Source organism: Roseateles sp. P5_E1 (assembly GCF_054049335.1).
Map to the genome: position 1 here is coordinate 66,359 of NZ_JBFUMN010000011.1, position 23,611 is coordinate 89,969.

The window sequence follows — 23,611 nt, forward strand, 5'->3', positions numbered from 1 at the left end:
CCGTGTCTCTGTGCCTCTGTGGCTGTGTTGCCTTGGCCGGGTGATCATGCGCCGCCGCGACCTGCTCGCCGCATCGACCGTCGCGCTGGCCGGCTGTACGCGCGACAGCGGCACGACGACGCTGCGCTTCTGGGCTATGGGCCGCGAGAGCGAGGTCGTGGCTGAGCTGATGCCCGGCTTCGAGCGTGAACACCCCGGCGTGCGCGTCAAGGTCGAGCAACTGCCGTGGACGGCCGCGCACGAGAAGCTGCTGACGGCATTCGCTGGCGACGCCACGCCCGATCTGGCCCAGGTCGGCAACACCTGGCTGCCCGAGATGCAGGCCCTGGGCGCGCTGGAGCCGCTGGAGCCTTGGCTCGCGCGCACGCCGGCACTGCAGGCGACGGACTATTTCGAAGGCGTCTGGGCCACCAACCTGGCCGGTGGCCAGCGCGTGGGCCTGCCCTGGTATGTCGACACGCGGCTGATGTTTGTGCGCCAGGATCTGCTGGCCAAGGCCGGCATCAAGGCCATGCCTGTGAGTTGGGATGACTGGCGCGCCGCGCTGGCCCGGCTGCGCGAGCAGGGCATGGACAAACCCATCCTGCTGCCGACCAACGAATCCGCGCCGCTGCTTGCCTTGGCCCTGCAGCAGCCGGGCGAGGTGCTGCGCGACGGCGGCCGCTATGGCAACTTCTCAGGCCCGGGCTTTCGCAAGGCTTTGTCCTTCTACCTGGAGCGCTTCCAGCGCGGCGAGGCGCCCGGCGTCAGCGAGGTGCAGATCGGCAACCTCTGGCAGGAGTTCGGCCGCGGCAACTTCGCCTTCTACATGTCGGGGCCCTGGGACATCGGCGAGTTCAAGCGCCGCCTGCCGGCCGAACTGGCCAATGCCTGGATCACCGCCGAGCTGCCTGGCCCGGACGGCCCCGGCGTCTCCATCRCCGGTGGTGCCAGCCTCGCCATGTTCAAGCGCTCGCGCCACAAGCCCGAAGTCTGGGCGCTGATCAGCTACCTGAGCCGGCCCGACGTGCAGCTCGAGTTCTACCGCCTGACGGGCGACCTGCCGGCGCGGCGCAGTGCCTGGGCCCTGCCTTTGAACGGCGCCACGCTGGCCGAGGACCGCCACGCCGCCGCCTTCCGCCGCCAGCTCGAGCGCGTGCGCGCGGCGCCGGCCGTGCCGGAATGGGAGCGCATCGAGAAGGAGATGCAGCTCGCGGCCACGCGCGCGGTGCACGGCGTGACCGACCTCGACACGACGGTGCGTTCGCTGGATGCCCTCGTCGACGGCATCCTGGAAAAGCGCCGCTGGATGCTGGACCGAAAGACCGCCGCATGAAGCACAGTGGCCGCGAATCCCTCGCCGCCTGGGCCTTCGCCGCTCCGGCGCTGATCGTCATCGCGCTCTTCTTCGGCGTGCCCGTCTTCGCCGGCCTTGCGTTGAGCCTCACCGATTTCGACATCTATGCGCTGGCCGACCTGCGCAACCTGCGCTGGCAAGGCTGGGACAACTATGTGCACGTGTTGAGCCTGCCGCTGTTCTGGAAGGCGCTGGGCAATACCCTCTACTTCGTCGTGCTCGGCGTGCCGCTGTCGATCGGCGTGTCGCTGGCCGCGGCCGTGCTGCTGCAGTCGAAGCTGGTGCGTTTCAAGCCGCTGCTGCGCACCGCCTTGTTCGCCCCCGTGGTGACCACGCTGGTGGCCGTCGCCGTCATCTGGCGCTATCTCTTCCACGTCAAATACGGTCTGGTGAACTACACGCTGCAGTCCCTGGGCCTGGACCCCGTCGACTGGCTGGGCGACCCGCACTGGTCCATGCCCACCATCATCCTGTTCGCCGCCTGGAAGAACTTCGGCGGCAACATGATCATCTTCATCGCGGCGCTGCAGGCCGTGCCGCATGACCTGTACGAGGCCGCGCGGCTGGACGGCGCGCGCAGCTGGGCGCAGTTCCGCTACATCACGCTGGCCAGCATCGCGCCGACCCTGCTGATGGTCACCATCCTGACAACGGCCGGGTACTTCCAGCTTTTTGCCGAGCCCTATGTGATGACCCAGGGCGGCCCGCTGCAGAGCACGGTCAGCGTGCTCTACCTGATGTACGAAGAAGGCTTCAAGTGGTGGAACCTGGGCCTGGCCTCGGCCGTGGCCTTTGTGCTCTTTGTCATCATCGTGGTGGTCAGCAAGGGCCTGATCGCCGTGCAGCGGCGGCTGACGGGGGAGGGCGCATGAAGCCCAGGACCCTTCTGGTCAATGGCCTGCTGTGGGCCTTTGCGGCGCTGGCGGCCTTCCCGCTGGTGTGGATGGTGTGTGTGTCGCTGATGCCGGCCGGCAGCGCCTCCAGCCTGCCGCCGCCGCTGGTCCCGCACGACCCGACGCTGGTGCACTACCGCCAGTTGCTCGGCGACGGTGGCTTGAAGCGAGCCTTCGTCAACAGCCTGGGGCTGGCCGTGGTGAGCACGTTGATGTCGGTGAGCTTCAATACGCTGGCGGGCTACTCGTTCGCCAAGCTGCGCTTTCGCCACCGCGAGCGGGTGTTCGGGCTGCTGATCGCGGCGCTTGTCATCCCGGGGCAGGTGGCGATGCTGCCGCTGTTCCTGATGCTCAAGGGCATGGGCCTGGTGAACACATGGATGGGCGTGCTGATTCCCAGCATGGCGGGGATCTTTGGCATCTTCCTTGTGCGGCAGTACGCGCGAGGGGTGCCGGATGAATTGCTGGAGGCGGCTCGGTTGGATGGGGCAGGGGAGGGGCGCATCTTCTGGAACATCGTGCTGCCGACGTTGAAGCCGGTGTTGGTGACGCTGGCGGTGTTTGCCTTTTTAGGAAGTTGGAACGAYTTCATGTGGCCGTTGATCGTGTTGACGGATGGCGAGATGCACACGCTGCCAGTCGCATTGGCTGCGTTGTCGCGGGAGCATGTGAACGACAGCGAGCTGATGATGGCGGGGGCGGTGATCACCGTGCTGCCGGTGCTGGGGTTGTTTGTGGCGCTGCAGAGGTATTACATGCAGGGGCTGTTGATGGGGAGTGTGAAATGACGGCCCGTTGCAGTGGCTTTGTGCCTATGCCCAGCCGGGAGTTCGCCCCGGCGGGCGACCTTCTTTTTGAGCGACCAAAAAGAAGGCAAAAAGTCGCCCCTGCGAAACCGCCCCTGCGGGGTTCCCTGCGATGCTCTGAACCCGGGGCCGCGCCCAACTCACWTCGCTACGCTGCGTTCAAACAAAGGGGCGCGAAGTCAGAGCTTGAGGCTCGCTGCGCTCGCGCCCCGGGCTCCTGCGCTTCTCGGCGGTTTAGAAGGGGAGTTCTCGAAACAGCCGAACAGCCAACAGCCAAACCCGAAAGCCGTTCGCACCGAGGTGGTTTTCTCCCCCCCTTTGAGCCCGCCGAGGAACGCAAGACCTTGAGGCCGCGCGCGCAGTGCGCCTCAAGAACTGACTCCGCGCAACTGTTTGACCGCAGCGTAGCGAAGGGAGTTTTGCGCGGGGCCTCAAGGGCTGAGTACCGCAGGGCACCCCGCTGCGAAGCAAAGGGGCGGGCGGTTCGGGGGCGACTTCTTTGCCTACTTTCTTGTTCGCACAAGAAAGTAGGTCGTCCGCCGGGGCGAACTCCCGGCATGGGCCTTACCTCTCAACCTGCAGCCGCCAAGCCATGAGAAGGTTTCTCTACGTCTTGCTGACTTGCACCCTGCTCGCGTGCCTTGCGTCTCACGCCGCCATCCTCGATGACATGAAGGACGCCACCCGCTGGAAAGCCACCGCCTCCGACCAGGTCAAGGCTACCCTTCGACAAGACTCTCGCGACGACTCCCTCTGCCTCGACTACGACTTTGCCGGCGTCTCCGGCTATGCCGTGCTGCGCCGCGAACTGCCGCTGGACTGGCCGGCCGACTTCGCGCTGACCACCCAGCTCAAGGGCAAGACCACCGGCAACGACGTGCAGATCAAGTTCGTCGACGCCAGCGGCGACAACGTCTGGTGGATCAATCGCCCGGCGCTGACCCTACCCGACACGCTGACCGAGACGCGCTTCAAGCGCCGCCATGTCGCCTTCGCCTGGGGGCCGACCGAGGACCGCGTGCTCAAGCGCAGCCAGTTCATCGAGTTCGTTGTCGTCGCCGGCCAGCAGGGCGGCGGGGCAGGGGCCTTGTGCGTCGGCGCCCTGGGCCTGGAGCCGCGCGAGCCCGCGCCCAAGGCCTGGCCCGAGCCGCGCCGCAGGCTGGGCGCCAGCGAGATGACGCTGGACTTCCAGACCTTGCGCGAGTTCAACGGCCTGTGGTTTGCCAGCGGCGCGGCCATGCGCGTCGAGGTCTCCGACGACAACCGGCGCTGGAAGACGCTGTCCACCCAGCCCGGCCGCGCCGTCTTCCTCGGCGAGCAGGAGTGGCGCTGGATTCGCCTGCGCTATGAGGGCAGGAAGCCGCCTGAGGTCGAGTTGCGCGACGCCGCGCAATGGCCGGACCGCAACGCCGCCGTTGCCGAACTGGCCAAGTCCCTGCCGCGCGGCGAGCTGCCGCGGGCCTTCCTCGGCGAACAGAATTACTGGACCGTCGTCGGCGTGGATGGCGGTGCCCAGCGCTCCGGCCTGGTCAGCGAGGACGGCGCCATCGAGCTGACCCGCGGCGGCCCCAGCATCGAGCCGACCGTGCGCCTGGCTGATGGTCGTCTCGTCACTTGGGCTCAGGTGCGCACGGGGCACAGCCTCATCGAGCACGCCTTGCCGGTCGTTCGGTGGCAGCATGCAGACGTCGAGTTGCGCGTCGAAGCCGGTGCCGACGGTCCGGCCAAGGCGCCGCAGCTGCTGGCCCGCTACACGCTACGCAACCCCACCAGCAAACCGCAGCGCTACTCGCTGCTGCTGACGTTGCGCCCCTGGCAGGTCAACCCGCCGCAGCAATTCCTGTCGACACAAGGAGGCATCAGTCCTTTGCCCACCGTGGCCTGGGCCGATGGCAAGTTGACTGCTGCCGGCCTGGCCATCCAGCCACGCGAGACGCCAGCCGAAGTGCGCGCCGCATCGTGGAGCGCCGGCCCTGGCTTCGCCACGCTGCTGCAGGCGCCGCCCCTCACGCAACTGGCGGACGCCGAGCAACTGCCCTCCGCGCTGATGCGCTTCGACATCGAACTCGCATCGGGCGAGGCACGCAGCCTGGGCTGGGTGACGGGCGGTGATGCGGGCGCCCTCGACACCCGCCTGGCCGTCGCGGCGGCGCAATGGCGCGACCGCCTCGGCGTGCTGGAACTGAACCTGCCGCCTCAGGCTCAGCCCATCGCCGACACCATGCGCAGCGCGCTGGCGCAGATCCTCGTGTCCCGCGACGGCCCCGCGCTGCGCCCCGGCACGCGCTCCTACGCCCGTTCCTGGGTGCGCGATGGCGCCATGATGGTGGCCGGCCTCGTGCGCATGGGTGAGGCCCAGGCCGCGCGCGAGTTCGTCGACTGGTATGGCGGCTATATCTTCGAGTCGGGCAAGGTGCCCTGCTGCGTCGACCAGCGCGGCGCCGACCCCGTCGTCGAGAACGACAGCCACGGCCAATACCTGTTTGCCGTCGCCGAGCTCTGGCGTCACACCCAGGATCGCGCGCTGCTGGAGCACCACTGGCCCAAGGTGCAGCGCGTCGTGGCGTGGATGGAGGCCCTGCGCCAGAGTGAACGCAAGCCGGGTGCCGACCCGCGCTTCAAGGGGCTGATGCCGCCCTCCATCAGCCACGAGGGCTACAGCGACAAGCCGGCCTATTCCTATTGGGACGACTTCTGGGCCTTGCGCGGCTACAAGGACGCGGTGCAGATTGCCCAGGCCCTGGGTGACACCGCGCAGGCCGTGCGCTGGGCGGTGTCGCGTGACGAGTTCGAGGCCGAACTGGGCGCCTCCATCACTGCGACCGCCCGGCACTACCAGCTGAACCACATCGCCGGCGCCGCCGATCGCGGCGACTTCGATGCGACGTCGACCACCATGGCCCTCAACCCGGCCCAGGCGGACAAGCTGCCGCCCGAACTGCTGCGCGGCACCTTTGACCGCTATGTGTCGGAAGCCGAGGCCCGCATCACGGGCCGCAAGGCCTGGGCCGACTACACGCCCTACGAGCTGCGCAATGTCAGCGCCCTGGTGCGCCTGGGTCGGGTGGATGAAGCGCACCGGCTGCTGGCCTGGTTCTTCACGCACCAGCGGCCGATGGGCTGGAACCAGTGGGCCGAGGTGGTGCGGCCCGATGCGCGCGAGGCCCGCTTCCTGGGCGACATGCCGCATGCCTGGATCTCGTCCGACTACCTGCGCGCGGCCCTGGACCTGCTGGCCTACGAGCGCGAAGCCACTGGCAGCCTCGTGCTCGGCGCTGGCCTGTCGCCCGCCTGGCGCATGGCGGGCGACATCGGCGTGGCCGGCCTGTCCACGGCCTGGGGGCGGCTGGACTACCGCTTGCTCAAACGCGCCGATGGCGGCTGGACGCTGCATATCGACCGCCGGCCCGAACGACTGCCTGGTGATTTGCGCCTGGCCTGGCCGGGTACGGAGCGGTTGCCGCGCGCTAACGTCGAGACTCAGGGCCTGAGCTGGCAGGACCGCGAACTGCCCCTGCCCGCCAACGCCACCACCATCCAACTGGAGCCCGCACCATGACGATGAACCGCCGCCAGTTGCTGTTGACGACGCCGGCTCTGCTCAGCGCCTGCGCGGCCTTGCCGCCCACGCCGCCTGCCGGCCTGGCCGCCGGCGAGCAGCGCGCCTGGGAGCTCGAAGGCCAGCGCTTCTGGATCTGGCTGCCGCGCGAATACAGCCAACGCACCGAAGCCTGGCCGCTGGTTGTCTTTCTGCACGGCTCGGGCGAGCGTGGCACCGACCTGGAGAAGGTCAAGGTCCACGGCCCGCCCAAGCTGGTCGCCGCCGGCGCCGACTATCCGTGCATCGTTGTCAGCCCGCAGCTCGAGGACAACCTGCGTTGGGACCCCGAGCGATTGCACAAGCTGCTCGGCGCCCTCAAGGCCAGGCTCAATATCGATCCGCAGCGCTGCGTCGGTACCGGCCTGTCCCTCGGCGGCTTCGGCGTGTGGCACTGGGCCACGGCCTTCCCGCGCGACCTCGCGGCCATCGCACCTGTCTGCGGCTTTGGCGATCCGGCCAAGGTGTCCGCCATGCGCGGCGTGCCGGTGCGCGGCTATCACGGCGAGCAGGACCAAGTCGTGCCGTTGGCGCCGCATATCGCCTGTGTCGAGGCGCTGCGCGCGGCCGGTGGCACTGCATCACTGACCATCTACCCCGGTGTCGGCCACGACTCCTGGACGCCGGCCTATCAAGATCCTGGACTGCTGCCCTGGCTGCTGGCGCAGCGACAAACATGACCGTTCACTCCCTTGGCAACAAAGTCGGCCTCGAGGCCGAGCTGCTGTCCCATGGCGCGCTGCGCCGCCTGATGTTCGGGCCGGCGCTGATGCTCAACCTCTTCCCCGGCAACGAGCTGGAGGGCGGGCCGGCCAATGTCTGGCTGCGCCGGCGCGATGTGGGCGGCAATTGGCGCATCGCAGCGCTGCTGGGGCCGCTCTCGCCGCTGAGCGCGCACACCGACGAAGGTGCCTTCGAGATGCGCGGTGAGTGGGACGGCCTGGCCCTGCGCCTGCAACTGCGCCTGGCCGCAGATGAGCCCGTGCTGTTCTGGCATCTGCAGGCCGCGAACGTTAGCGACACCGCCTGCGAGATCGCACCCGTGCTGGTGCAGGACGTGGGCCTGGCCGACTATGGCGCCGCGCGCACCAACGAGTTCTACGTCAGCCACTACATCGACCTGCAGCCGCTGCAGCACTCCGGCCACGGGGTGCTGCTGGCTGCGCGCCAGAACCAGGCGCAGGGCGGCAAGCACCCCTGGCTGCTGGCCGGCTCGTTGCGCCGCGCGGAGAGTTTTGCGACCGATGCCAGCCAGGTCTGGGGCCATGCCGCGCGTGAGGGCGCCTTGCCGCCCGGGCTGTTGAGCGACCTGCCGGGTCAGCGCCTGCAGCACGAGCACGCCCTGGTCGGGTTGCAGGACGAGGCCCTGCCGCTCGCGCCCGGTGAGCGCGCGGCGGCGGGCTTTTTCCTGGCGCTGCAAGCCCATCATCCCGGGGCCAGCAGCGATGCCGACCTGGCCCGGCTGCCCACGCTGCTGGCGCTGCCCGAGGCCCAGCCATCCAACATGCTGGACGCGCCGGGCCTCTTGCCGGCGCCCAGCCTGTTCGCCAGCGCATCGATGCTGGCCAGCCGGGACTTCAGCGACGAGGACCTGGCCGCCTACATCCCCGGCGAGCGTCGCCATGAGGAATGGCAGGGCAACCAGCGCTTGAGTTTCTTCACCGGCGAGGCGACCCACGTCGTGTTGCGCGCCAAGGAACTGCTGGTGCAGCGGCCCCACGGCCACATCCTGCGCAGCGGCGACCATCTCGTGCCTGACGAAGGCGCGCTGACTTCCACCTGCTGGATGGGCGGTGTCTTCCATTCCATGCTGACCCAGGGCCATGTCAGCATCAACCGCCTGCTGTCCACGCAGCGCAGCCTGCTCGGCCTGTTCTGCACGGCCGGCCTGCGGTTGTTCGTGCAGCCACAGGTGAGCGACTGGCTGCTGCTCGGCCTGCCGTCGGCCTTCGAGATCCAGCCGCAGCGTTGCCGCTGGCTGTATGCCTTTGATGCCGGCGTCATCGAGGTCGTCGCGTCGGCCGGCGCCACGCCGGATGCGATGGCGCTGAGCGTGCGCATGCTCAAGGGCCGGGCGCTGCGCCTGCGCGCCAGCCTCAATCTGGCCGTGGGCGGTGACGATGGCGCCGCGCCATTCAAGCCCGTGTGGGAGCACAGTGGCAGCCGGCTGCGCATCACGCCGCCCGAAGGCAGCGAGCTGGCGCAGCGCTTTCCCGGTGGCGGCCTCGTCATCGACGCGCCGGGCCTGGCCATCGTGGGCGACGACGGCCGGCTGTTCGACGACGGCGTCAGCCACGGCGAGCCGCTGGTCTGCCTCGACTTCTCGCCGGCCCACGCTTTCTCGCTGACGCTGCGCGGCGAACTGCTCGAGACCGCGCCGCCGCCTGCCCAGCCACTGACGCTGCCGCATTGGCAGCACCCGGCCCTGGCGCAGCTGAGCGACATCCTGCCCTGGTATGCCCACAACGCCCTGGTGCACTACCTGTCGCCGCGTGGCCTGGAGCAGTACTCCGGCGGTGGCTGGGGCACGCGCGACGTCTGCCAAGGGCCGCTAGAAATGCTTTTGGCCCTGGGCCAGACCGCACCGGTGCGCGATCTGCTGCTGCGTGTCTTCAGCAACCAGAACCCGGATGGCGATTGGCCGCAGTGGTTCATGTTCTTCGAGCGCGAGGCCAAGATCCGTGCCGGCGACTCGCATGGCGACATCGTCTTCTGGCCGCTGCTGGGCTTGGCGCAGTACCTGATCGCCTCCGGCGATGCGGGCATCCTCGATGAAGTGATGGCCTTCCACGGCGGCGAGCGGGCCACGTTGGCGGCGCATGTCGAGCAGGCGCTGGCGCTGATCCGCCAGCGCGTCGTGCCCGGCACGGGGCTGGCCGCCTACTGGCATGGCGACTGGAACGACTCGCTGCAGCCGGCTGACCCGGCACTGCGAGAGCGCCTGTGCAGCGCCTGGACGGTCACGCTGCACCACCAGATGCTGCACACGCTGGCGACGGCCTTCACGCAGATCGGCCGAGCCCATGACGCCGCCGCGCTGACCGCCGAGGCCATGGGCGTGCGCGCCGAGTTCCAGCGCCTGCTGGTGCAGGACGATGTCGTCGCCGGCTACGCCCTCTTTCCCGAGCAGGGCGAGCGTGAGCTGTGGATCCACCCGCGCGACACCCGCACCGGCCTGCGCTACAGCCTGCTGCCGATGATGCATGCCGTCATCGACGAGCTCTTCACCCCTGAGCAGGCCGCCATCCAGGCCGCGCTGATCGAGCAGCATCTGAAGGGCCCCGATGGTGCCCGCCTGTTCGACGCGCCGCTACCCTATCGCGGCGGCCCGTCGCAGCTGTTCCAGCGCGCCGAGACCAGCACCTTCTTCGGCCGCGAGATCGGCATCATGTACATGCATGCCCATCTGCGCTATGCCCAGATGCTGGCCCATCTCGGTCACGCCGAAGCCTTCCTGCAGGCGCTCGCGCTGGCCCACCCGATTGCACTGACCGACCGCGTGCCCAGCGCGAGCCGCCGCCAGGCCAATTGCTATTACTCCAGCTCCGACGCTGCCTTCGCCGACCGCTACGAGGCGCAAGCTCACTACGGCCGCGCGTTGGTGGGTGAGGTGGCGCTGGACGGTGGCTGGCGCATCTATTCCAGCGGCCCGGGCATCGCGCTGGGTCTGGTCATCAACTCGCTGCTCGGCCTGAGGCTGGAGCAGGGCGCCCTCGTCGTCGATCCCGTCATGCCGCCGTTGCTGGACGGGCTCACCGTGCAGCTGGTGCTGGCGGACTTGCGCTTCGAGCTGACCTACCGCGTCGGCTCGCGCGGATATGGTGTGGAGCGGGTGCGGGACGAGGCGGGCGCCGAGCTGCCGGCCGTGCGGCGCGCGAACGCCTACCGCATGGCTGGGCTGGCGCTGGCGCGGCCTGTGCCAGGCAGCCTGTCGCGGCTGACGATAGAGATCGGGTAGGAGATCCTCGTGGTGAAGATCCTTGCGAAGTTCTGGCTCTTGCGCTTCCTGCAGGTGTTCGTGCTGGCATGCGCCGTGCTGGGCGGCATCGAAGCCCTGCAGCATGGCGGACAGGAGGCGTCCTACCGGTCCGTGCTGACCTGGGCGGCGCTCACGGCGTTGATGACGGCGACGGTCTCGGCCTGGTGGGCCTACAAGCGCCAATGCAAACTCGTCTTCAAGGACCCCTAAACCATCCGTATCGGGATGGTGACGGGGCCGTCATTGATGAGGTGGACCTGCATGTCGGCACCGAACTCGCCATTGGCGACGACAGCGTGCTGGCTTCGTGCAAACGCCAGCGCGTGCTCGTAGAGCCGGCGCCCCTGCTCGGCCGGAGCAGCGCCCGTGAAGCTCGGCCGGTTGCCGGCACTCGTGTCGGCCGCCAGCGTGAACTGGCTGACGATGAGCAGGCCGCCGGCCACGTCCTGCAGGCTGCGGTTCATCTTGCCGGCGTCGTCGCTGAAGACGCGCAGCTTCAGCACCTTGGTGATCAGCTTTTCGGCGGTCGCCTCGCTGTCGGTGGGTTCGGCGCAGACCAGCATCAGAAAGCCGTGGCCGATGGCGCCGACGACCGCGCCGCCCACCTCCACGCGTGCCTCGCGCACCCTTTGCAATACCGCGATCACACCAGGTCCTCCTCATCCATGTTGTGCGCCTCGACGTCCATGGGCAGCAGCTGGATGCTGGCGCGCAGCCCGGGCACGGCACTCATCAGCGCCTGCTCGACGTCCACGCGCAGCGCCGCGGCGCGCCCCAGAGTCCAGCTGGCCGGCATGTGCATGTGCAGGTCGATGAAGCGACGCTGGCCGGCCACGCGGCTGGCGATGTGGTCGAAGCGGATGGCGTGCGGATGGATAAAGCCGTCCAGCACCGCCATCACCTGAGTCATGGATTCGGCGTCCAGGGCCTGGTCCATCAAGCCACCGGTGGACTCGCGCATCAGATGCACGCCTTCACGCAGGATGTTCAGCGCCACGATGATGGCCAGCAACGGGTCCAGCCATTGCCAGCCGGTGGCCATGACGCCCAGCAGCCCGGCCACGACACCGGCCGAGGTCCAGACGTCGGTGATCAGGTGGCGCGCATCGCCCTCCAGTGCCACCGAGCGCACCTCGCGCGCCTTGCGCAGCATGGCCCAGGCCATGGCACCGTTCAATGCCGAGCTGACGACGGCCAGCGTGACGCCGACGCCGATGGCTTCCAAGKCCTGGGGGTGTTGCCAGCGGTCCGCAGCGCCCCACAGGATGCCCAGGCCGGCCGCGATGATGAGGATGCCCTCGAAGCCGCTGGAGAAGTATTCGGCCTTGTGGTGACCATAGGGGTGGCCCTCGTCGGGGGGCTGGGCCGCGAGGGTCACCATGGCCAGGGCGAACACGGCGCCGGCCAGGTTGACGAGGGACTCCAACGCGTCGGCCGCCAGGCTGACCGAGCCGGTCCACCACCACGCGGCGGTCTTCAGCGCAATGGTCACGAGGGCGACTGCGACCGAGAGCTTGAGATAGGCGCTGGCTTGCATGGCGGCATTGTCAGTGGCGCGCAGCAGGCCCCCGCAGAATGGGTGCCATGATGAATACAGCCTTGATACGCGCTGCGGCCAGCCTGCTGTCCATGCTGTTGCTGGCGTTGCCGTTCGCGACGCCGGCCCAGGACCTGAAACCCGATACGCAGGGGCGCATCGACTTCGACAGCTTCACGCCCAAGACCATGTTCGACCTCGCCCGCGAGCGCCGCCAGAACTGGGCGGCGCAGCGCGTCTGGGGCGAACTGAGCCTGCCCAGGGGCGCCGGCGACAAGGTCCCGGCCATGGCGCTGATGCATGGCAGCGCCGGCGTGGAGAGCAGCATGTCGCAATGGGTCGATGCCTTGAACGACATCGGCGTCGCTACCTTCGTCGTCCACGTCTTTGAGGCGCGCGGCGTCAAGCGCACGGCGGAGAACCAGACGCTTGTTCCCTACTCGGCCGACCTGATGGACGCCTTCCAGGCGCTGATGCTGCTCGCCGGTCATCCACGCATCGATGCTTCCCGTATCGGCATCATGGGCTTCTCGCGCGGCGGAAGCGTGGCCTTCCAGACCGCCATCGAACCGCTGCGCCGTGCCGTGGTGAAGAGTGACCTGAGCTTCGCCCTGCACATCCCGGTGTACGCGGGATGCAACCAGGTCTACTGGTCGCCGCGAGTGACGAAGGCGCCGCTGCTCAACCTCGTCGGCGCTGAAGACGACTACGCCACGGCGCGGCCCTGCGAGCAGTTGGCCGAGCGCTACGCCGAGGCGGGCACGCCGGCTCGCACCATCAACTACGCCGGGGCGCCGCATTCCTGGGACGCCATGTACCAGCCCTTCCTGCTGGAGGGGGCCACGTCGGCAGCGCCCTGCGGCGTGCTGCGCTGGGACATCGAGGCGTGGAAGATCACGGCCGAGCGCACCGGCGCGACCATCGACGCGGCGAGGCTTGGGGAGTTCTTCGACAGCTGCGTCATCCGGGGCGTGCATGTCGGGCGCAACGAATCGGCCTTCCGGCAATCGCGAGCGGATGTGAAGGCCTTCGTGCGGCAGGTGTTTTTCGCCGGCAAGTGACCCGCGGGCATGCGCCGGATGCATCCTCAGGCTGGCGGGTCATGGGAGCGACCGCCATGGCGGCGTCCCTAGAATCCGCCTGCTGCTTTCCGGAGTCCGCTGCATGACCACCCCCCATACCACCGACGTCTCCCACATCGCCCCGCGCGAGAAGGCCGAGATCCTTTCGCAGGCCCTGCCTTACATCCGCAAGTTCCACGGCAAGACCATCGTCATCAAATACGGCGGCAATGCGATGACCGACCCGGGCCTGCAGCAGGACTTCGCCGAGGACGTGGTGCTGCTCAAGCTCGTGGGCCTGAACCCCATCGTCGTGCACGGCGGCGGGCCGCAGATCGAAGGCGCCTTGAGCCGCCTGGGCAAGAAAGGCGAGTTCGTGCAGGGCATGCGCGTCACCGACGAGGAAACCATGGAGGTCGTCGAGTGGGTGCTGGCCGGCCAGGTGCAGCAGGACATCGTCGGCCTCATCAATGCCGCCGGCGGCAAGGCCGTGGGCCTCACGGGCCGCGACGGCGGCATGATCCGCGCGAAGAAGCTCAAGATGATGGACAAGGACGACCCGGCCAAGGAGCACGACGTCGGCCAGGTCGGCGACATCGTCGCCATCGACCCCAGCGTCGTGAAGGCCCTGCAGGACGACCAGTTCATCCCCGTCGTCAGCCCCATCGGCTTTGGCGAGCACAACGAGAGCTACAACATCAACGCTGACGTCGTCGCCGCCAAGCTGGCCACGGTGCTGCAGGCCGAGAAGCTGCTGATGCTGACCAACATCCGCGGCGTGCTGGACAAGAACGGCGAGCTGCTGACCGAACTGACGCCGCGCCGCATCGACGAGCTGGTGGCCGACGGCACCATCAGTGGCGGCATGATCCCCAAGATCGCCGGCGCCATTGACGCGGCCAAGAGCGGTGTCAATGCCGTGCACATCATCGACGGCCGTGTGCCGCACGCCATGCTGCTGGAGATACTGACCGATCAGGCCTACGGCACGATGATTTCGTCTCGATGAGACGAAATGCTCGTGCCGCGTCTGAGCCGAAGGGGAGGACTTGCGATGATTTCGTCTCGATGAGACGGAATGCGCGTTCCGCGTCTGAGCCGAAGGCGAGGACTTGCGATGATCGGTGGGTGACGAAATCTCGCGACCCGGTCTGGCTGTTCGACCTCGACGACACCCTGCACAACGCTTCGCATCGGGCGTTCACCGAGCTGAATGCGTCGATGGCGGCCTATATGGTCACCTACCTCGGCCTGACGGAAGAGCAGGCCGCGGCGCTGCGCAATCGCTACTGGCAGCGCTATGGCGCAACGCTGACGGGGCTGCAGCGCCACCATGGCGTGAAGCCGGCGCATTTCCTCAGCGAGACCCATCGCCTGCCCGGGCTGGAAGCCCATCTGCATGGCCACGGCCATGACCTGGCCGCGCTGCGCCGCCTGCCGGGGCGCAAGCTGCTGATGACCAATGCGCCGCGCAGCTATGCCGAGCGCGTGCTGGCCGCCATCGGGCTGTCCGGCGTCTTCGAGCGCCTGATCTGTGTCGAGGACATGCAGATCTTCGGCCACTCCCGCCCCAAGCCCGATACGCGCATGTTCCGTATCGTGCTGGCACGCCTGAAGCTGAAGCCGGAACGCTGCATCCTCGTTGAAGACACGCTGATCCACCAGAAATCGGCCCGCAGCCTGGGGCTGCGCACCGTCTGGATGCAGCGCTGGCTGCGCAAGGCGGCCGATGGCCGGCGCCTGCAGCACCGCCCGGCCTACGTGACCCAGCGAGTGCGTTCCCTGGCAGCCTTGTTACGCTACCCCCTGTTCTGAAGGAAGACGCTCATGGATGAGGGGGTATCCTCACCTGACAATGCGGCTTCCGCGCGTTTGGAAAGTCCACAGAGTCCATGTCCCCGTTCTCGGTCCTGATCGTCGAAGACCAAGCCCGCTTCCGCGAGGCTTTCACTCACGCTCTGGGCAGCGTGCCCGACATCGAGCTGCTGGGCATCGCGCCCGACCTGCCCCAGGGCCGGCGCATGTTCGATCAGTTGCAGCCCGACGTCCTGCTCGTTGACCTGGACCTGCCTGGCGGCAGCGGCATCGAGCTGATCCGCCATGCGGCCCAGACCCGGCCGCAGTGCGAGGTCATGGTCATTTCCGTCTTCGGCGATGAGCAGCATGTGGTCGCCAGCATCGAGGCTGGCGCCACCGGCTATCTGCTGAAAGACAGCCTGGCGCTGGACCTGCCCGGCCAGCTGCGCTCTCTGCGCGCCGGCGGCAGCCCCATCAGCCCCGTCATCGCCCGCCGCCTGCTGGTGCGTCTGGCCCCCGGGTCGCAGAACTCGACCGGCCCCTCGCCGGAGGCCATGGCCGCGACGATGGCCGACGAGGAAGTTGTCGCCCTGTCCGAGCAGGAATCGCGCGTGCTGCACCTGGCGGCCAAGGGCTTCACCTTCGATGAGATCGCGCAGTTCATGCAGGTCTCACCGCACACGGTGATGACCTACGTCAAGCGGGTCTACCGCAAGCTGCACGTGCGCTCCAAAGTGGAAGCGATCTACGAAGCTCGCCGCCTGGGCTGGCTGCGCGACTAGGGCTGTAACAGGCCCTAACATCGCCGGCATGGACGCCGACCAGCCCGCCGCCGACAGCCCCGCTGCCAACCCCAAGAAGCGCCCCAAGCCCGGCGAGCGCCGCACGCAGATCCTGCAGGTGCTGGCCGGCATGCTGGAGCAGCCGGGCGCCGACCGCATCACGACGGCGGCGCTGGCAGCCAAGCTCGACGTCAGCGAGGCGGCCCTGTACCGCCACTTCGCCAGCAAGGCGCAGATGTTCGAGGCGCTGATCGATTTCATCGAGAGCAGCGTCTTCGGCCTGGTCAACCAGATCGCCGACTCGCCGCATCCCCTGCCGCCGCCTGGCAAGGCCGCGCGCATCGCCAGCGTCATCCTGCAGTTCGGCGAAAAGAATCCCGGCATGGCTCGGGTGATGGTGGGCGACGCCCTGGTCTACGAGAACGAGCGGCTGGTGGCCCGCATGAACCAGTTCTTCGACCGCATCGAATCCTCGCTGCGCCAGGTACTGCGCGCCGCAGCCGAGGCGCAGGGTTCACTGACGCCGACCGTGCAGGCCAATGCTCAGGCCTCGGTCTGGGTCAGCTTCATCATTGGCCGGCTGCAGCGCTATGCCCGCTCGGGCTTCAAGCGGCTGCCGACGGAGCAGCTCGAAGCCTCGCTCAAGGCGATCGCCTGAGCCTGCCCGCCTAAACTGCGGCGATGTCTGCCGCTCTGGATTCCTTCCTCACCCGCGCTGAGGGCCTGCTGACCCGGCTCGAAGCCGTTCTGCCCCACGCCGCCACGCCGCCCGACTGGGCTGCTTCCACCGCCTTTCGCGCCCGCCGGCGCCATGGCGCCCTGGTGCTTGAGCCGGTGCGCGCCGTCAGCCGCATCCGCCTGTCAGACCTGCAGGAAGTCGAGCCGCAGAAGGAGCGGCTGCTGCGCAATACCGCCCAGTTCGTCGCCGGCAAGCCGGCCAACAACGTGCTCCTGACGGGCGCCAAGGGCACGGGCAAGAGTTCGCTGATCAAGGCCGTGCTCAACGAGTTTTCGAGCCAGGGCCTGCGCCTCATCGAAGTCGACAAGGCCGACTTGGTGGACCTGCCGGACCTGGTCGAACAGGTCGCGGCTCGCCCGGAGCGCTTCGTGGTTTTCTGCGATGACTTGAGCTTCGACGAAGGCGAGGCCAGCTACAAGGCGCTGAAGAGCGTGCTCGACGGCTCCGTCGCTGCCGCCACCGACAACGTGCTGATCTACGCCACCAGCAACCGCCGCCACCTGCTGCCCGAGAAGATGGTCGACAACCTTGCGGGCACCCACGGCGAGCATGGCGAAATCCATCCCGGCGAGGCCGTGGAGGAGAAGATTTCGCTGTCCGAGCGCTTCGGGCTGTGGATCAGTTTCTACCCCTTCAGCCAGAACGAATACCTGGCCATCGTGGCGCAGTGGTTGCGCCACTTTGGCGTGGACGACGCCGCCATTGAAGGGGCACGCCAGCCGGCGCTGATCTGGGCGCTGGAGCGCGGCTCGCGCTCGGGCCGTGTGGCTTACCAGTTCGCGCGCGACATGGCAGGGCGTGCCGAATGACTGAACGTCCCATCACCGAAGTGGCGGTTGGCGTTCTCGTCGCGCCTGACGGCCAGTTCTTGCTGACCTCGCGCCCCGAGGGCAAGGTCTACGCCGGCTACTGGGAATTCCCGGGCGGCAAGGTCGAGCCGGGCGAAAGCATCGAGCAGGCGCTGGCGCGTGAGCTGCGCGAGGAACTGGGTGTGCAGATCGGCGCAGCCCATCCGTGGAAGATGCTGGTCATGGACTACCCGCACGCCCGCGTGCGGCTGAACTTCTGCAAGGTGTACGACTGGCAGGGCGATTTCCAGATGCTGGAAGGCCAGCAGATGGCCTGGTCCGGCCTGCCGGCGCAGGTCCGGCCGGTGCTGCCTGGGACGATCCCGGTGCTGGAGTGGTTCGCTGAAGAGCGCCGGCACGTCGGTCCGACTCACCTAGACTGAAACCATGGAAACGCAGCCCCCACGTTCACTTCGTTCTCTGCCCCCCGAGGGGGCGCCATTGCCCTTCGGGCGGCCGGGCGGGCAATGAACTGGCTGGACGAAATCAAATGGGACGACAAGGGGCTGGTGCCCGTCATCGCCCAGGAGCAGGGCACGGGCGACGTGCTGATGTTCGCGTGGATGAACCGCGAGGCCCTGGCCCTGACGGCCGAGCGCGGCCAGGCCGTGTACTGGAGCCGCTCGCGCAGCAAGCTCTGGCACAAGGGCGAGGAGAGCGGTCATTTCCAGCAGGTGCATGCCATTCGCATGGACTGCGACAACGACGTCGTGCTGCTGACCATCACCCAACTTGGGCACGAACCGGGCATCGCCTGCCACACCGGCCGGCACAGCTGCTTCTTCCAGAAGCTGGAGAACGGTGTCTGGAGCGCCACCGAGCCGGTACTGAAGGACCCCGCAAAAATCTATGAGTGACGACATCCTTTCCCGCATAGGCGCGGTCATCGACTCCCGCAAGGGTGCCGACCCGAGCACTAGCTACGTCGCCAAGCTCTTCGACAAGGGCCTGGATGCCATCCTGAAAAAGGTCGGCGAGGAAGCCACCGAGACCGTCATGGCCGCCAAGGATGGCGACGCCCAGAAGGTCGTCTATGAAGTGGCCGACCTGTGGTTTCACAGCATGGTGGCGTTGGCCCACTTCGGGCTGAAGCCCGAGGACGTGCTCCGGGAACTTGCGCGTCGCGAGGGCTTGTCTGGCCTGGAAGAATTTGCGTCCCGCAACAAGCCGCCGAAAGAAGCCCCATGAACAACGATCCGAGCCCCGTGGCGCTGGATGTCGGCGCGCCTGCCGAGAAGCTGGCCAGCCTCAAGCAGCTGACGATGGTGGTCTATGTCCTCTATGCCCTGAGTGCCTTCACCGGCTTCACCGGCATCGTGGCCATCATCATCAACTACATCAAGCGCGAGGACACCGCGGGCACCGTCTACGCCAGCCATTTCACCTGGCAGATCCGTACCTTCTGGTGGAGCCTGGTATGGGGCATCCTGGGCTTTGCCACCTTGCTGCTGGGCGTGGGCTTCGTGATCCTCGCCGTGGACGGCATCTGGTTCCTCTATCGCCTCGTCAAGGGCTTCTTGAACTGGAACGACGGCAAACCCATGCCGGTCTGAAGCGAGTAAAAGATGACTCACGATCCCAACTGCCTGTTCTGCAAGATCGTCGCCGGCCAGATCCCGAGCAAGAAGGCCTATGAGGACGAGGACGTTCTGGCCTTCCATGACATCCATCCCTGGGCACCCGTCCACGTTCTCATCATCCCCAAGCGCCACATCGCCTCCATGGCGGACGTGACCGAGGCCGAGGCTGCGCTGCTGGGCAAGATGACGGCCCTGGGCCCGCGTTTGATGAAGGAACTGGGTGTTACCAACGGCTTCCGCCACGTCATCAAYACGGGTCCGGACGGCGGTCAGGAGGTGTTGCACCTGCATCTGCATGTGATGGGCGGGCCTCGGCCGTGGTTGAAAGGCTGAGTTGTGACCAAACCTAAGGGCTGAGCACGATCGCACCGGAACGCGATCGACCTCGAAATGACCTGGGATGCTAGGGTCATCCCTCACCTAGAATTTGAGCCAGTCCACAAGGAGTCAACATCATGGGTTCATTCAGTATTTGGCACTGGCTGATCGTCCTCGTCGTCGTCATCGCCATCTTCGGCACCAAGAAGCTGCGCAATGTCGGTTCCGACCTCGGCGCAGCCGTCAAGGGGTTCAAGGACGGGGTGAAGGACGGCACGACTTCCGAAGAGCAAGCCGCTGCGCCCCAACAGGTCACCGCCCGCAAGGTCAATGACCCGAACACGGTCGACGTCGACGCGAAGACCAAGTCCTAAGTGCTTGACTTCGGCTTCGACAAGATCGCGCTGATCGGCGCGGTGGCCTTGATCGTCATCGGCCCCGAGAAGCTGCCGCGCGTGGCTCGCACGGTGGGCACCTTGCTGGGCAAGGCACAGCGCTATGTGGCGGACGTGAAGGCCGAGGTCAACCGCTCCATCGAACTGGAGGAGCTTCAGAAGATGAAGACCCAGTTCCAGACGGCGGTCCAGGACGTCGAGCAGAGCGTGCGCCAGGAGGTGGACACCGCGACGCAGGCGATGAATCAGACCTGGCAGGACGTGACCAGCGATTCGTCCTACGAAGCCGGCACGACGATCGCGCCACCGCCGCCCGAGTACCGCCACCCTAAAAAGAACTGGCGCCTCAAGCGCGGGTCGACGCCGATGTGGTTCAAGCAGAAGGCCGGTGTGAAGCGTCATACCCAATCGGGAGCTGCCCGCGTGGCGCGATTCCGCCCACCAGGCCTGAACCGATGAGCTCCTTCCAGAACCCCGACCACGACGAACTGGCCGGTACCGAACAGCCCTTCGTCACCCACCTGATGGAGCTGCGCGACCGGCTGCTGCGCGCCGTCATCGCCATCGCGGTCTGCTTCGGCGTGCTGTGCCTCTACCCCGGGCCGAGCCAGCTTTACGACTGGCTGGCGGCGCCGCTCGTGGCCAACCTGCCCGAAGGCACCAAGATGATCGCGACCAACGTCATCGCGCCCTTCTTCGTGCCGATCAAGATCACCATGCTGGCCGCCTTCATGCTGGCTTTGCCCATCGTGCTCTACCAGGCCTGGGCCTTCGTCGCGCCGGGCCTGTACTCGCACGAGAAGCGCCTGGTGATGCCGCTGGTCGTGTCGAGCACGCTGCTGTTCTTCGGCGGCGTGGCCTTCTGCTACTTCTTCGTCTTCAAGAAGGTCTTCGCCTTCATCCAGAGCTTTGCGCCCAAGAGCATCACGGCGGCGCCGGACATCGAGGCTTATCTCGGCTTCGTGATGAACATGTTCATCGCATTCGGTGCGGCCTTCGAGGTGCCCATCGTCGTTGTCGTGCTGGTGCGCATGGGCATCGTGTCGGTGGAGAAGCTGCGCGAATGGCGCGGCTACTTCATCGTCGTGGCCTTCATCATCGCCGCCGTCATCACGCCGCCCGACATCGTTTCACAGCTCGCACTGGCGATCCCGATGTGCCTGCTCTATGAGGTGGGGCTGTTTGCGTCCACCTACTTCGTGCGCCATACCAAGGCGCCCGACGAGGCCGAGCAGACCACCCCCGATCAGTCGTCCTGATCGCGCTGCGGCTTGGGCCGCTGAGCCACGGCGAGCTGGAAGTGCATGGCCTTGCCGGCGCGCTGCACGCCCACCTCGACCTGACTGCTGGGCTTTAGGGCCGCCACGCTGGCCAGCAGTTCGGCCGGCGTCGTGACGGCATGCTCGCCGATGCGGGTCAGCACGTCGCCCGGCTTGATGCCAGCCTTGGCCGCCGGCGCGTCGTTGACGACGCCGCCGATCAGCACGCCCTTGGCGTCGCCCAGCTTCAGCGCCTCGGCCAGCTCGGGCGTCAGCTCGCGCGTCTGCACGCCGATCCAGCCGCGCGCGACGACACCGTCCTGCAGCAGCGAGGCCGCCACCTGGCGGGCCACGTCGACCGGGATGGCGAAGCCAATGCCCAGGGACCCGCCGCTGCGCGAGAAGATCGCCGTGTTGATGCCCACCAGCCGGCCATCGGCGTCCACCAGCGCGCCGCCCGAGTTGCCGGGGTTGATGGCGGCATCGGTCTGGATGAAGTTCTCGAACGTGTTGATACCGAGCTGGTTGCGGCCCAGCGCCGACACGATGCCGGACGTGACCGTCTGGCCGACATTGAAGGGGTTGCCGATGGCCAGCACGACGTCACCGACCGCCAGGCTGGCCGCATCGCCCATCGCGATGACCGGCAGATCGGGCAGGCTGATCTTCAGCACGGCCACATCGGTCTCGGGATCGGTGCCGATGAGCTTGGCCTGGGCCTGGCGGCCGTCGCTGAGCATGACCTCGATGTCGGAGGCGCCCTCGACGACATGGTTGTTGGTCAGCAGCACGCCGTCGGCCGAGATGATGACGCCCGAGCCCAGGCCAAGCTGGGGACTGCCGCGGGGCTGGCGCAGCCCGAACGGGAAGCCGAACAGCTGTTCATGCGCCCGGCCCGCGCGCGACGGCGCCTTGCTGGCCGTGATGCTGACGACGGCCGGCGCTGCGACGCGAGCGGCCTGCGAGAAACCGGCGCGCACGACGGAGGCGGCAGGCGAGGAGGGCAAGGCGATCTGGCGTGCGGTCTGGGCGACGGTGGCATGGGGTAGCCGTGCCTCGTGCAGCCATTGCGGCTTCAGCGTCGAGACGACGAAGAGGGCGGCCAGGGCGACGGTGACCGCCTGCGCGAAAATCAGCCAGAGCCGTTTCAACACCTACATCCCCATCAAGCCATGACCGATCGCGCCGCGCTGGAACTCCGCCTGAACCAGCTGCTGGAGCCCGCGCGCTTCAAGGATTATGGGCCGAACGGTCTGCAGGTCGAGGGGCGCGCCGAGGTGGGTCATCTCGTCTGCGGCGTCACAGCCAGCCTGGCCCTGATCGACGCGGCCATTGCCGTCGGGGCGGGTGCCATCCTGGTCCATCACGGCCTGTTCTGGCGTGGACAGGATGGCCGCGTGACGGGCTGGATGAAGCAGCGCCTGGCGCGGTTGATCCAGCATGACATCAACCTCTTTGCCTATCATCTGCCGCTGGACGCTCACCCGACATTGGGCAACAACGCGCAGCTTGGTGCGCAATTCGGCTGGACTGCGGACAGCCGCTTCGGCGAGCAGGATCTCGGTTTCAGCGCGGCCATCGAGCCCACCGACCTTGCCGCGCTGACGGTGAGGCTTCGCGATGCGCTGGGCCGCAACGTGACCGCCGTGCCGGGCGACGGCCGCCCGCTGCGCCGCGTCGCCTGGTGCACCGGCGGCGCCCAGAGCTATTTCGAGTCGGCCATCGCGGCGGGCGCCGATGTCTTCATCACCGGCGAGATCTCCGAGCCCCAGGCCCATTACGCCCGTGAGACCGGCGTCGCCTTCATCGCGGCCGGCCACCATGCCACCGAGCGCTACGGCGTGCAGGGCGTCGGTGCCCAGGTCGCGCAGGATCTGGGCCTCACCTGGCAGTTCATCGACGTGGACAACCCGGCCTGACCTAACCCTGGCGTAACCCGGCGCGGGGCCGCGGCTCCTAGCATCCGGCATGCCTTCCTGCTGCTATTGCGTTGCCCGCTCGCCCACTCGTGTCCTTGGGATGCTTGGCCTTCATCCGGCCGGCGCGTGAAGGCCGCGGAGGCCGTCACGCGGCCAGGCCGCTGGCGCCTGGCTTCGTCCCGGCGTCGGCAGATGGCGGTCTGGGCCGTGCTGTTGGGGCATGCGGCGTTGCTGCTGCTCATCTGGCAGGCGCGGCGGTGGCCAGCGGCAGGCGAAGAAGCGCGGCGTTCAGTGGTGCTGCGCCTGCTGCCCCCGCCGCCTCAGTTGCACCAGCGTGCGGCGCGCGTGCAGGCGCGGCAGCCCACCGCCCCATCACCGGGCATCAGCCCAAGACCCACGCCAACCCTGCCGGGCGCACCGGACGGCGAGGGCGCGCCCGTGGTCGCGGCGACGGGTGCGGCCCTGTCGCCCGGTGCGGCGGCGTCTGCACCCGGCGCGCTGAACCTGAGGCCCAGCCCCGAAATCCTGCGCGGCGCCCTGGCCAACCCCGCCACGACCGACCCGCGCAGCAATTCACCCAGGCCTACCTTCGAGGAGCGCATCGCGATGGGGCTGGACCCCGACCTCTGCGTCAAGCTCGAGCGTGATGCCGAGGGCGTCGTGCGGCGCCGGATGGGGCGGCTGGTAAATGCCACCTCTTTGCTGCAGTCCACGCATGGGGTGGGTGCCAGAGGCCTGCTGGTCTGCGAATGACGCCGCCTGAG

26 protein-coding genes are annotated in these 23,611 nt (G+C 67.7%); 23 read left to right on the forward strand and 3 right to left on the reverse strand.

Annotated elements, in window-relative coordinates:
• The first annotated feature begins 46 nt into the window (after window positions 1-46).
• From ACXJKJ_RS12420 to ACXJKJ_RS12450, 7 genes are all read left to right on the forward strand, one after another.
• A complete protein-coding gene (locus tag ACXJKJ_RS12420; RefSeq protein WP_457390314.1) occupies window positions 47-1,315 on the forward strand; it encodes a sugar ABC transporter substrate-binding protein in 1,269 nt (422 codons plus the stop codon).
• A complete protein-coding gene (locus ACXJKJ_RS12425) occupies window positions 1,312-2,208 on the forward strand; it encodes a carbohydrate ABC transporter permease (protein ID WP_056192924.1) in 897 nt (298 codons plus the stop codon). The genes ACXJKJ_RS12420 and ACXJKJ_RS12425 overlap by 4 nt, the downstream gene beginning before the upstream one ends.
• 89 nt (window positions 2,209-2,297) lie before the next feature.
• Window positions 2,298-3,017: a carbohydrate ABC transporter permease gene (locus ACXJKJ_RS12430; RefSeq protein ID WP_235531826.1), complete on the forward strand. Its 720-nt coding sequence runs from the start codon at window positions 2,298-2,300 to the stop codon at window positions 3,015-3,017.
• A gap of 610 nt (window positions 3,018-3,627) precedes the next feature.
• Complete coding sequence (locus ACXJKJ_RS12435) at window positions 3,628-6,594, forward strand: hypothetical protein (protein ID WP_457390315.1); 2,967 nt, start codon at window positions 3,628-3,630, stop codon at window positions 6,592-6,594.
• The gene (locus ACXJKJ_RS12440; protein ID WP_457390316.1) at window positions 6,591-7,313 is read left to right on the forward strand and encodes a carboxylesterase family protein; all 723 of its coding nucleotides are present in this window, start codon (window positions 6,591-6,593) and stop codon (window positions 7,311-7,313) included. The genes ACXJKJ_RS12435 and ACXJKJ_RS12440 overlap by 4 nt, the downstream gene beginning before the upstream one ends.
• The gene (locus ACXJKJ_RS12445) at window positions 7,310-10,591 is read left to right on the forward strand and encodes a GH36-type glycosyl hydrolase domain-containing protein (RefSeq protein WP_457390317.1); all 3,282 of its coding nucleotides are present in this window, start codon (window positions 7,310-7,312) and stop codon (window positions 10,589-10,591) included. Before ACXJKJ_RS12440 ends, ACXJKJ_RS12445 begins: the two co-directional genes overlap by 4 nt.
• 9 nt (window positions 10,592-10,600) lie before the next feature.
• Window positions 10,601-10,822 (forward strand): hypothetical protein, encoded by a 222-nt coding sequence (locus tag ACXJKJ_RS12450; RefSeq protein ID WP_056192911.1) that lies wholly within the window; start codon window positions 10,601-10,603, stop codon window positions 10,820-10,822.
• On the opposite strand, the gene dtd is transcribed toward ACXJKJ_RS12450, so the two are convergent.
• Together dtd and ACXJKJ_RS12460 are read right to left on the reverse strand one after the other, a co-directional pair.
• Window positions 10,819-11,259: a D-aminoacyl-tRNA deacylase gene (dtd, locus tag ACXJKJ_RS12455; protein ID WP_457390318.1), complete on the reverse strand. Its 441-nt coding sequence runs from the start codon at window positions 11,257-11,259 to the stop codon at window positions 10,819-10,821. The two genes, ACXJKJ_RS12450 and dtd, sit on opposite strands and share 4 nt — an antisense overlap.
• Complete coding sequence (locus ACXJKJ_RS12460; protein WP_457390319.1) at window positions 11,256-12,149, reverse strand: cation diffusion facilitator family transporter; 894 nt, start codon at window positions 12,147-12,149, stop codon at window positions 11,256-11,258. The genes dtd and ACXJKJ_RS12460 overlap by 4 nt, the downstream gene beginning before the upstream one ends.
• A gap of 50 nt (window positions 12,150-12,199) precedes the next feature.
• Here ACXJKJ_RS12460 and ACXJKJ_RS12465 point away from each other — a divergent pair, with 50 nt between their 5' ends.
• The 14 genes from ACXJKJ_RS12465 (at window position 12,200) to tatC (ending at window position 20,928) form a co-directional block, all read left to right on the forward strand.
• Complete coding sequence (locus ACXJKJ_RS12465) at window positions 12,200-13,210, forward strand: dienelactone hydrolase family protein (protein ID WP_457390320.1); 1,011 nt, start codon at window positions 12,200-12,202, stop codon at window positions 13,208-13,210.
• Window positions 13,211-13,313: 103 nt separating this feature from the next.
• Complete coding sequence (gene argB / locus ACXJKJ_RS12470; protein ID WP_457390321.1) at window positions 13,314-14,219, forward strand: acetylglutamate kinase; 906 nt, start codon at window positions 13,314-13,316, stop codon at window positions 14,217-14,219.
• A 119-nt stretch (window positions 14,220-14,338) separates the two neighbouring features.
• Window positions 14,339-15,025, forward strand: a complete 687-nt coding sequence (locus tag ACXJKJ_RS12475; RefSeq protein ID WP_457390322.1) for a pyrimidine 5'-nucleotidase — start codon at window positions 14,339-14,341, stop codon at window positions 15,023-15,025.
• A gap of 77 nt (window positions 15,026-15,102) precedes the next feature.
• On the forward strand, window positions 15,103-15,789 hold the full coding sequence (locus tag ACXJKJ_RS12480) for a response regulator (RefSeq protein WP_056192896.1): 687 nt from the start codon (window positions 15,103-15,105) through the stop codon (window positions 15,787-15,789).
• A 28-nt stretch (window positions 15,790-15,817) separates the two neighbouring features.
• Window positions 15,818-16,447 (forward strand): nucleoid occlusion factor SlmA, encoded by a 630-nt coding sequence (slmA, locus tag ACXJKJ_RS12485; protein ID WP_056192893.1) that lies wholly within the window; start codon window positions 15,818-15,820, stop codon window positions 16,445-16,447.
• Between the two features lie 23 nt (window positions 16,448-16,470).
• A complete protein-coding gene (locus ACXJKJ_RS12490) occupies window positions 16,471-17,337 on the forward strand; it encodes an ATP-binding protein (RefSeq protein WP_056192890.1) in 867 nt (288 codons plus the stop codon).
• Complete coding sequence (locus ACXJKJ_RS12495; protein ID WP_056192887.1) at window positions 17,334-17,759, forward strand: NUDIX domain-containing protein; 426 nt, start codon at window positions 17,334-17,336, stop codon at window positions 17,757-17,759. Before ACXJKJ_RS12490 ends, ACXJKJ_RS12495 begins: the two co-directional genes overlap by 4 nt.
• Before the next feature lie 84 nt (window positions 17,760-17,843).
• Window positions 17,844-18,233 (forward strand): phosphoribosyl-AMP cyclohydrolase, encoded by a 390-nt coding sequence (gene hisI / locus ACXJKJ_RS12500; protein ID WP_457390323.1) that lies wholly within the window; start codon window positions 17,844-17,846, stop codon window positions 18,231-18,233.
• Entirely contained in the window at window positions 18,226-18,564 is a 339-nt protein-coding gene (locus ACXJKJ_RS12505) for a phosphoribosyl-ATP diphosphatase (RefSeq protein ID WP_457390324.1), read from the forward strand. The genes hisI and ACXJKJ_RS12505 overlap by 8 nt, the downstream gene beginning before the upstream one ends.
• Complete coding sequence (locus ACXJKJ_RS12510) at window positions 18,561-18,929, forward strand: DUF4870 family protein (protein WP_457390325.1); 369 nt, start codon at window positions 18,561-18,563, stop codon at window positions 18,927-18,929. The genes ACXJKJ_RS12505 and ACXJKJ_RS12510 overlap by 4 nt, the downstream gene beginning before the upstream one ends.
• 12 nt (window positions 18,930-18,941) lie before the next feature.
• Window positions 18,942-19,289 carry a histidine triad nucleotide-binding protein gene (locus ACXJKJ_RS12515; RefSeq protein ID WP_457390326.1) on the forward strand — a complete coding sequence of 116 codons (348 nt, stop codon included), beginning with the start codon at window positions 18,942-18,944 and terminating at the stop codon, window positions 19,287-19,289.
• A 122-nt stretch (window positions 19,290-19,411) separates the two neighbouring features.
• Window positions 19,412-19,648 (forward strand): Sec-independent protein translocase subunit TatA, encoded by a 237-nt coding sequence (gene tatA / locus ACXJKJ_RS12520; RefSeq protein WP_056192876.1) that lies wholly within the window; start codon window positions 19,412-19,414, stop codon window positions 19,646-19,648.
• Entirely contained in the window at window positions 19,649-20,128 is a 480-nt protein-coding gene (gene tatB / locus ACXJKJ_RS12525; protein ID WP_457324414.1) for a Sec-independent protein translocase protein TatB, read from the forward strand.
• Window positions 20,125-20,928: a twin-arginine translocase subunit TatC gene (gene tatC / locus ACXJKJ_RS12530; RefSeq protein WP_457351473.1), complete on the forward strand. Its 804-nt coding sequence runs from the start codon at window positions 20,125-20,127 to the stop codon at window positions 20,926-20,928. The genes tatB and tatC overlap by 4 nt, the downstream gene beginning before the upstream one ends.
• Here the strand turns inward: tatC and ACXJKJ_RS12535 are convergent.
• Window positions 20,916-22,079, reverse strand: coding sequence for a S1C family serine protease (locus ACXJKJ_RS12535; protein ID WP_457324413.1), 1,164 nt, complete (start codon window positions 22,077-22,079; stop codon window positions 20,916-20,918). The genes tatC and ACXJKJ_RS12535 overlap by 13 nt on opposite strands.
• Before the next feature lie 21 nt (window positions 22,080-22,100).
• Here ACXJKJ_RS12535 and ACXJKJ_RS12540 point away from each other — a divergent pair, with 21 nt between their 5' ends.
• A complete protein-coding gene (locus ACXJKJ_RS12540) occupies window positions 22,101-22,847 on the forward strand; it encodes a Nif3-like dinuclear metal center hexameric protein (protein WP_457351469.1) in 747 nt (248 codons plus the stop codon).
• 126 nt (window positions 22,848-22,973) lie between these two features.
• Window positions 22,974-23,600, forward strand: a complete 627-nt coding sequence (locus tag ACXJKJ_RS12545; RefSeq protein WP_056192861.1) for a hypothetical protein — start codon at window positions 22,974-22,976, stop codon at window positions 23,598-23,600.
• Window positions 23,601-23,611: the final 11 nt, after the last annotated feature.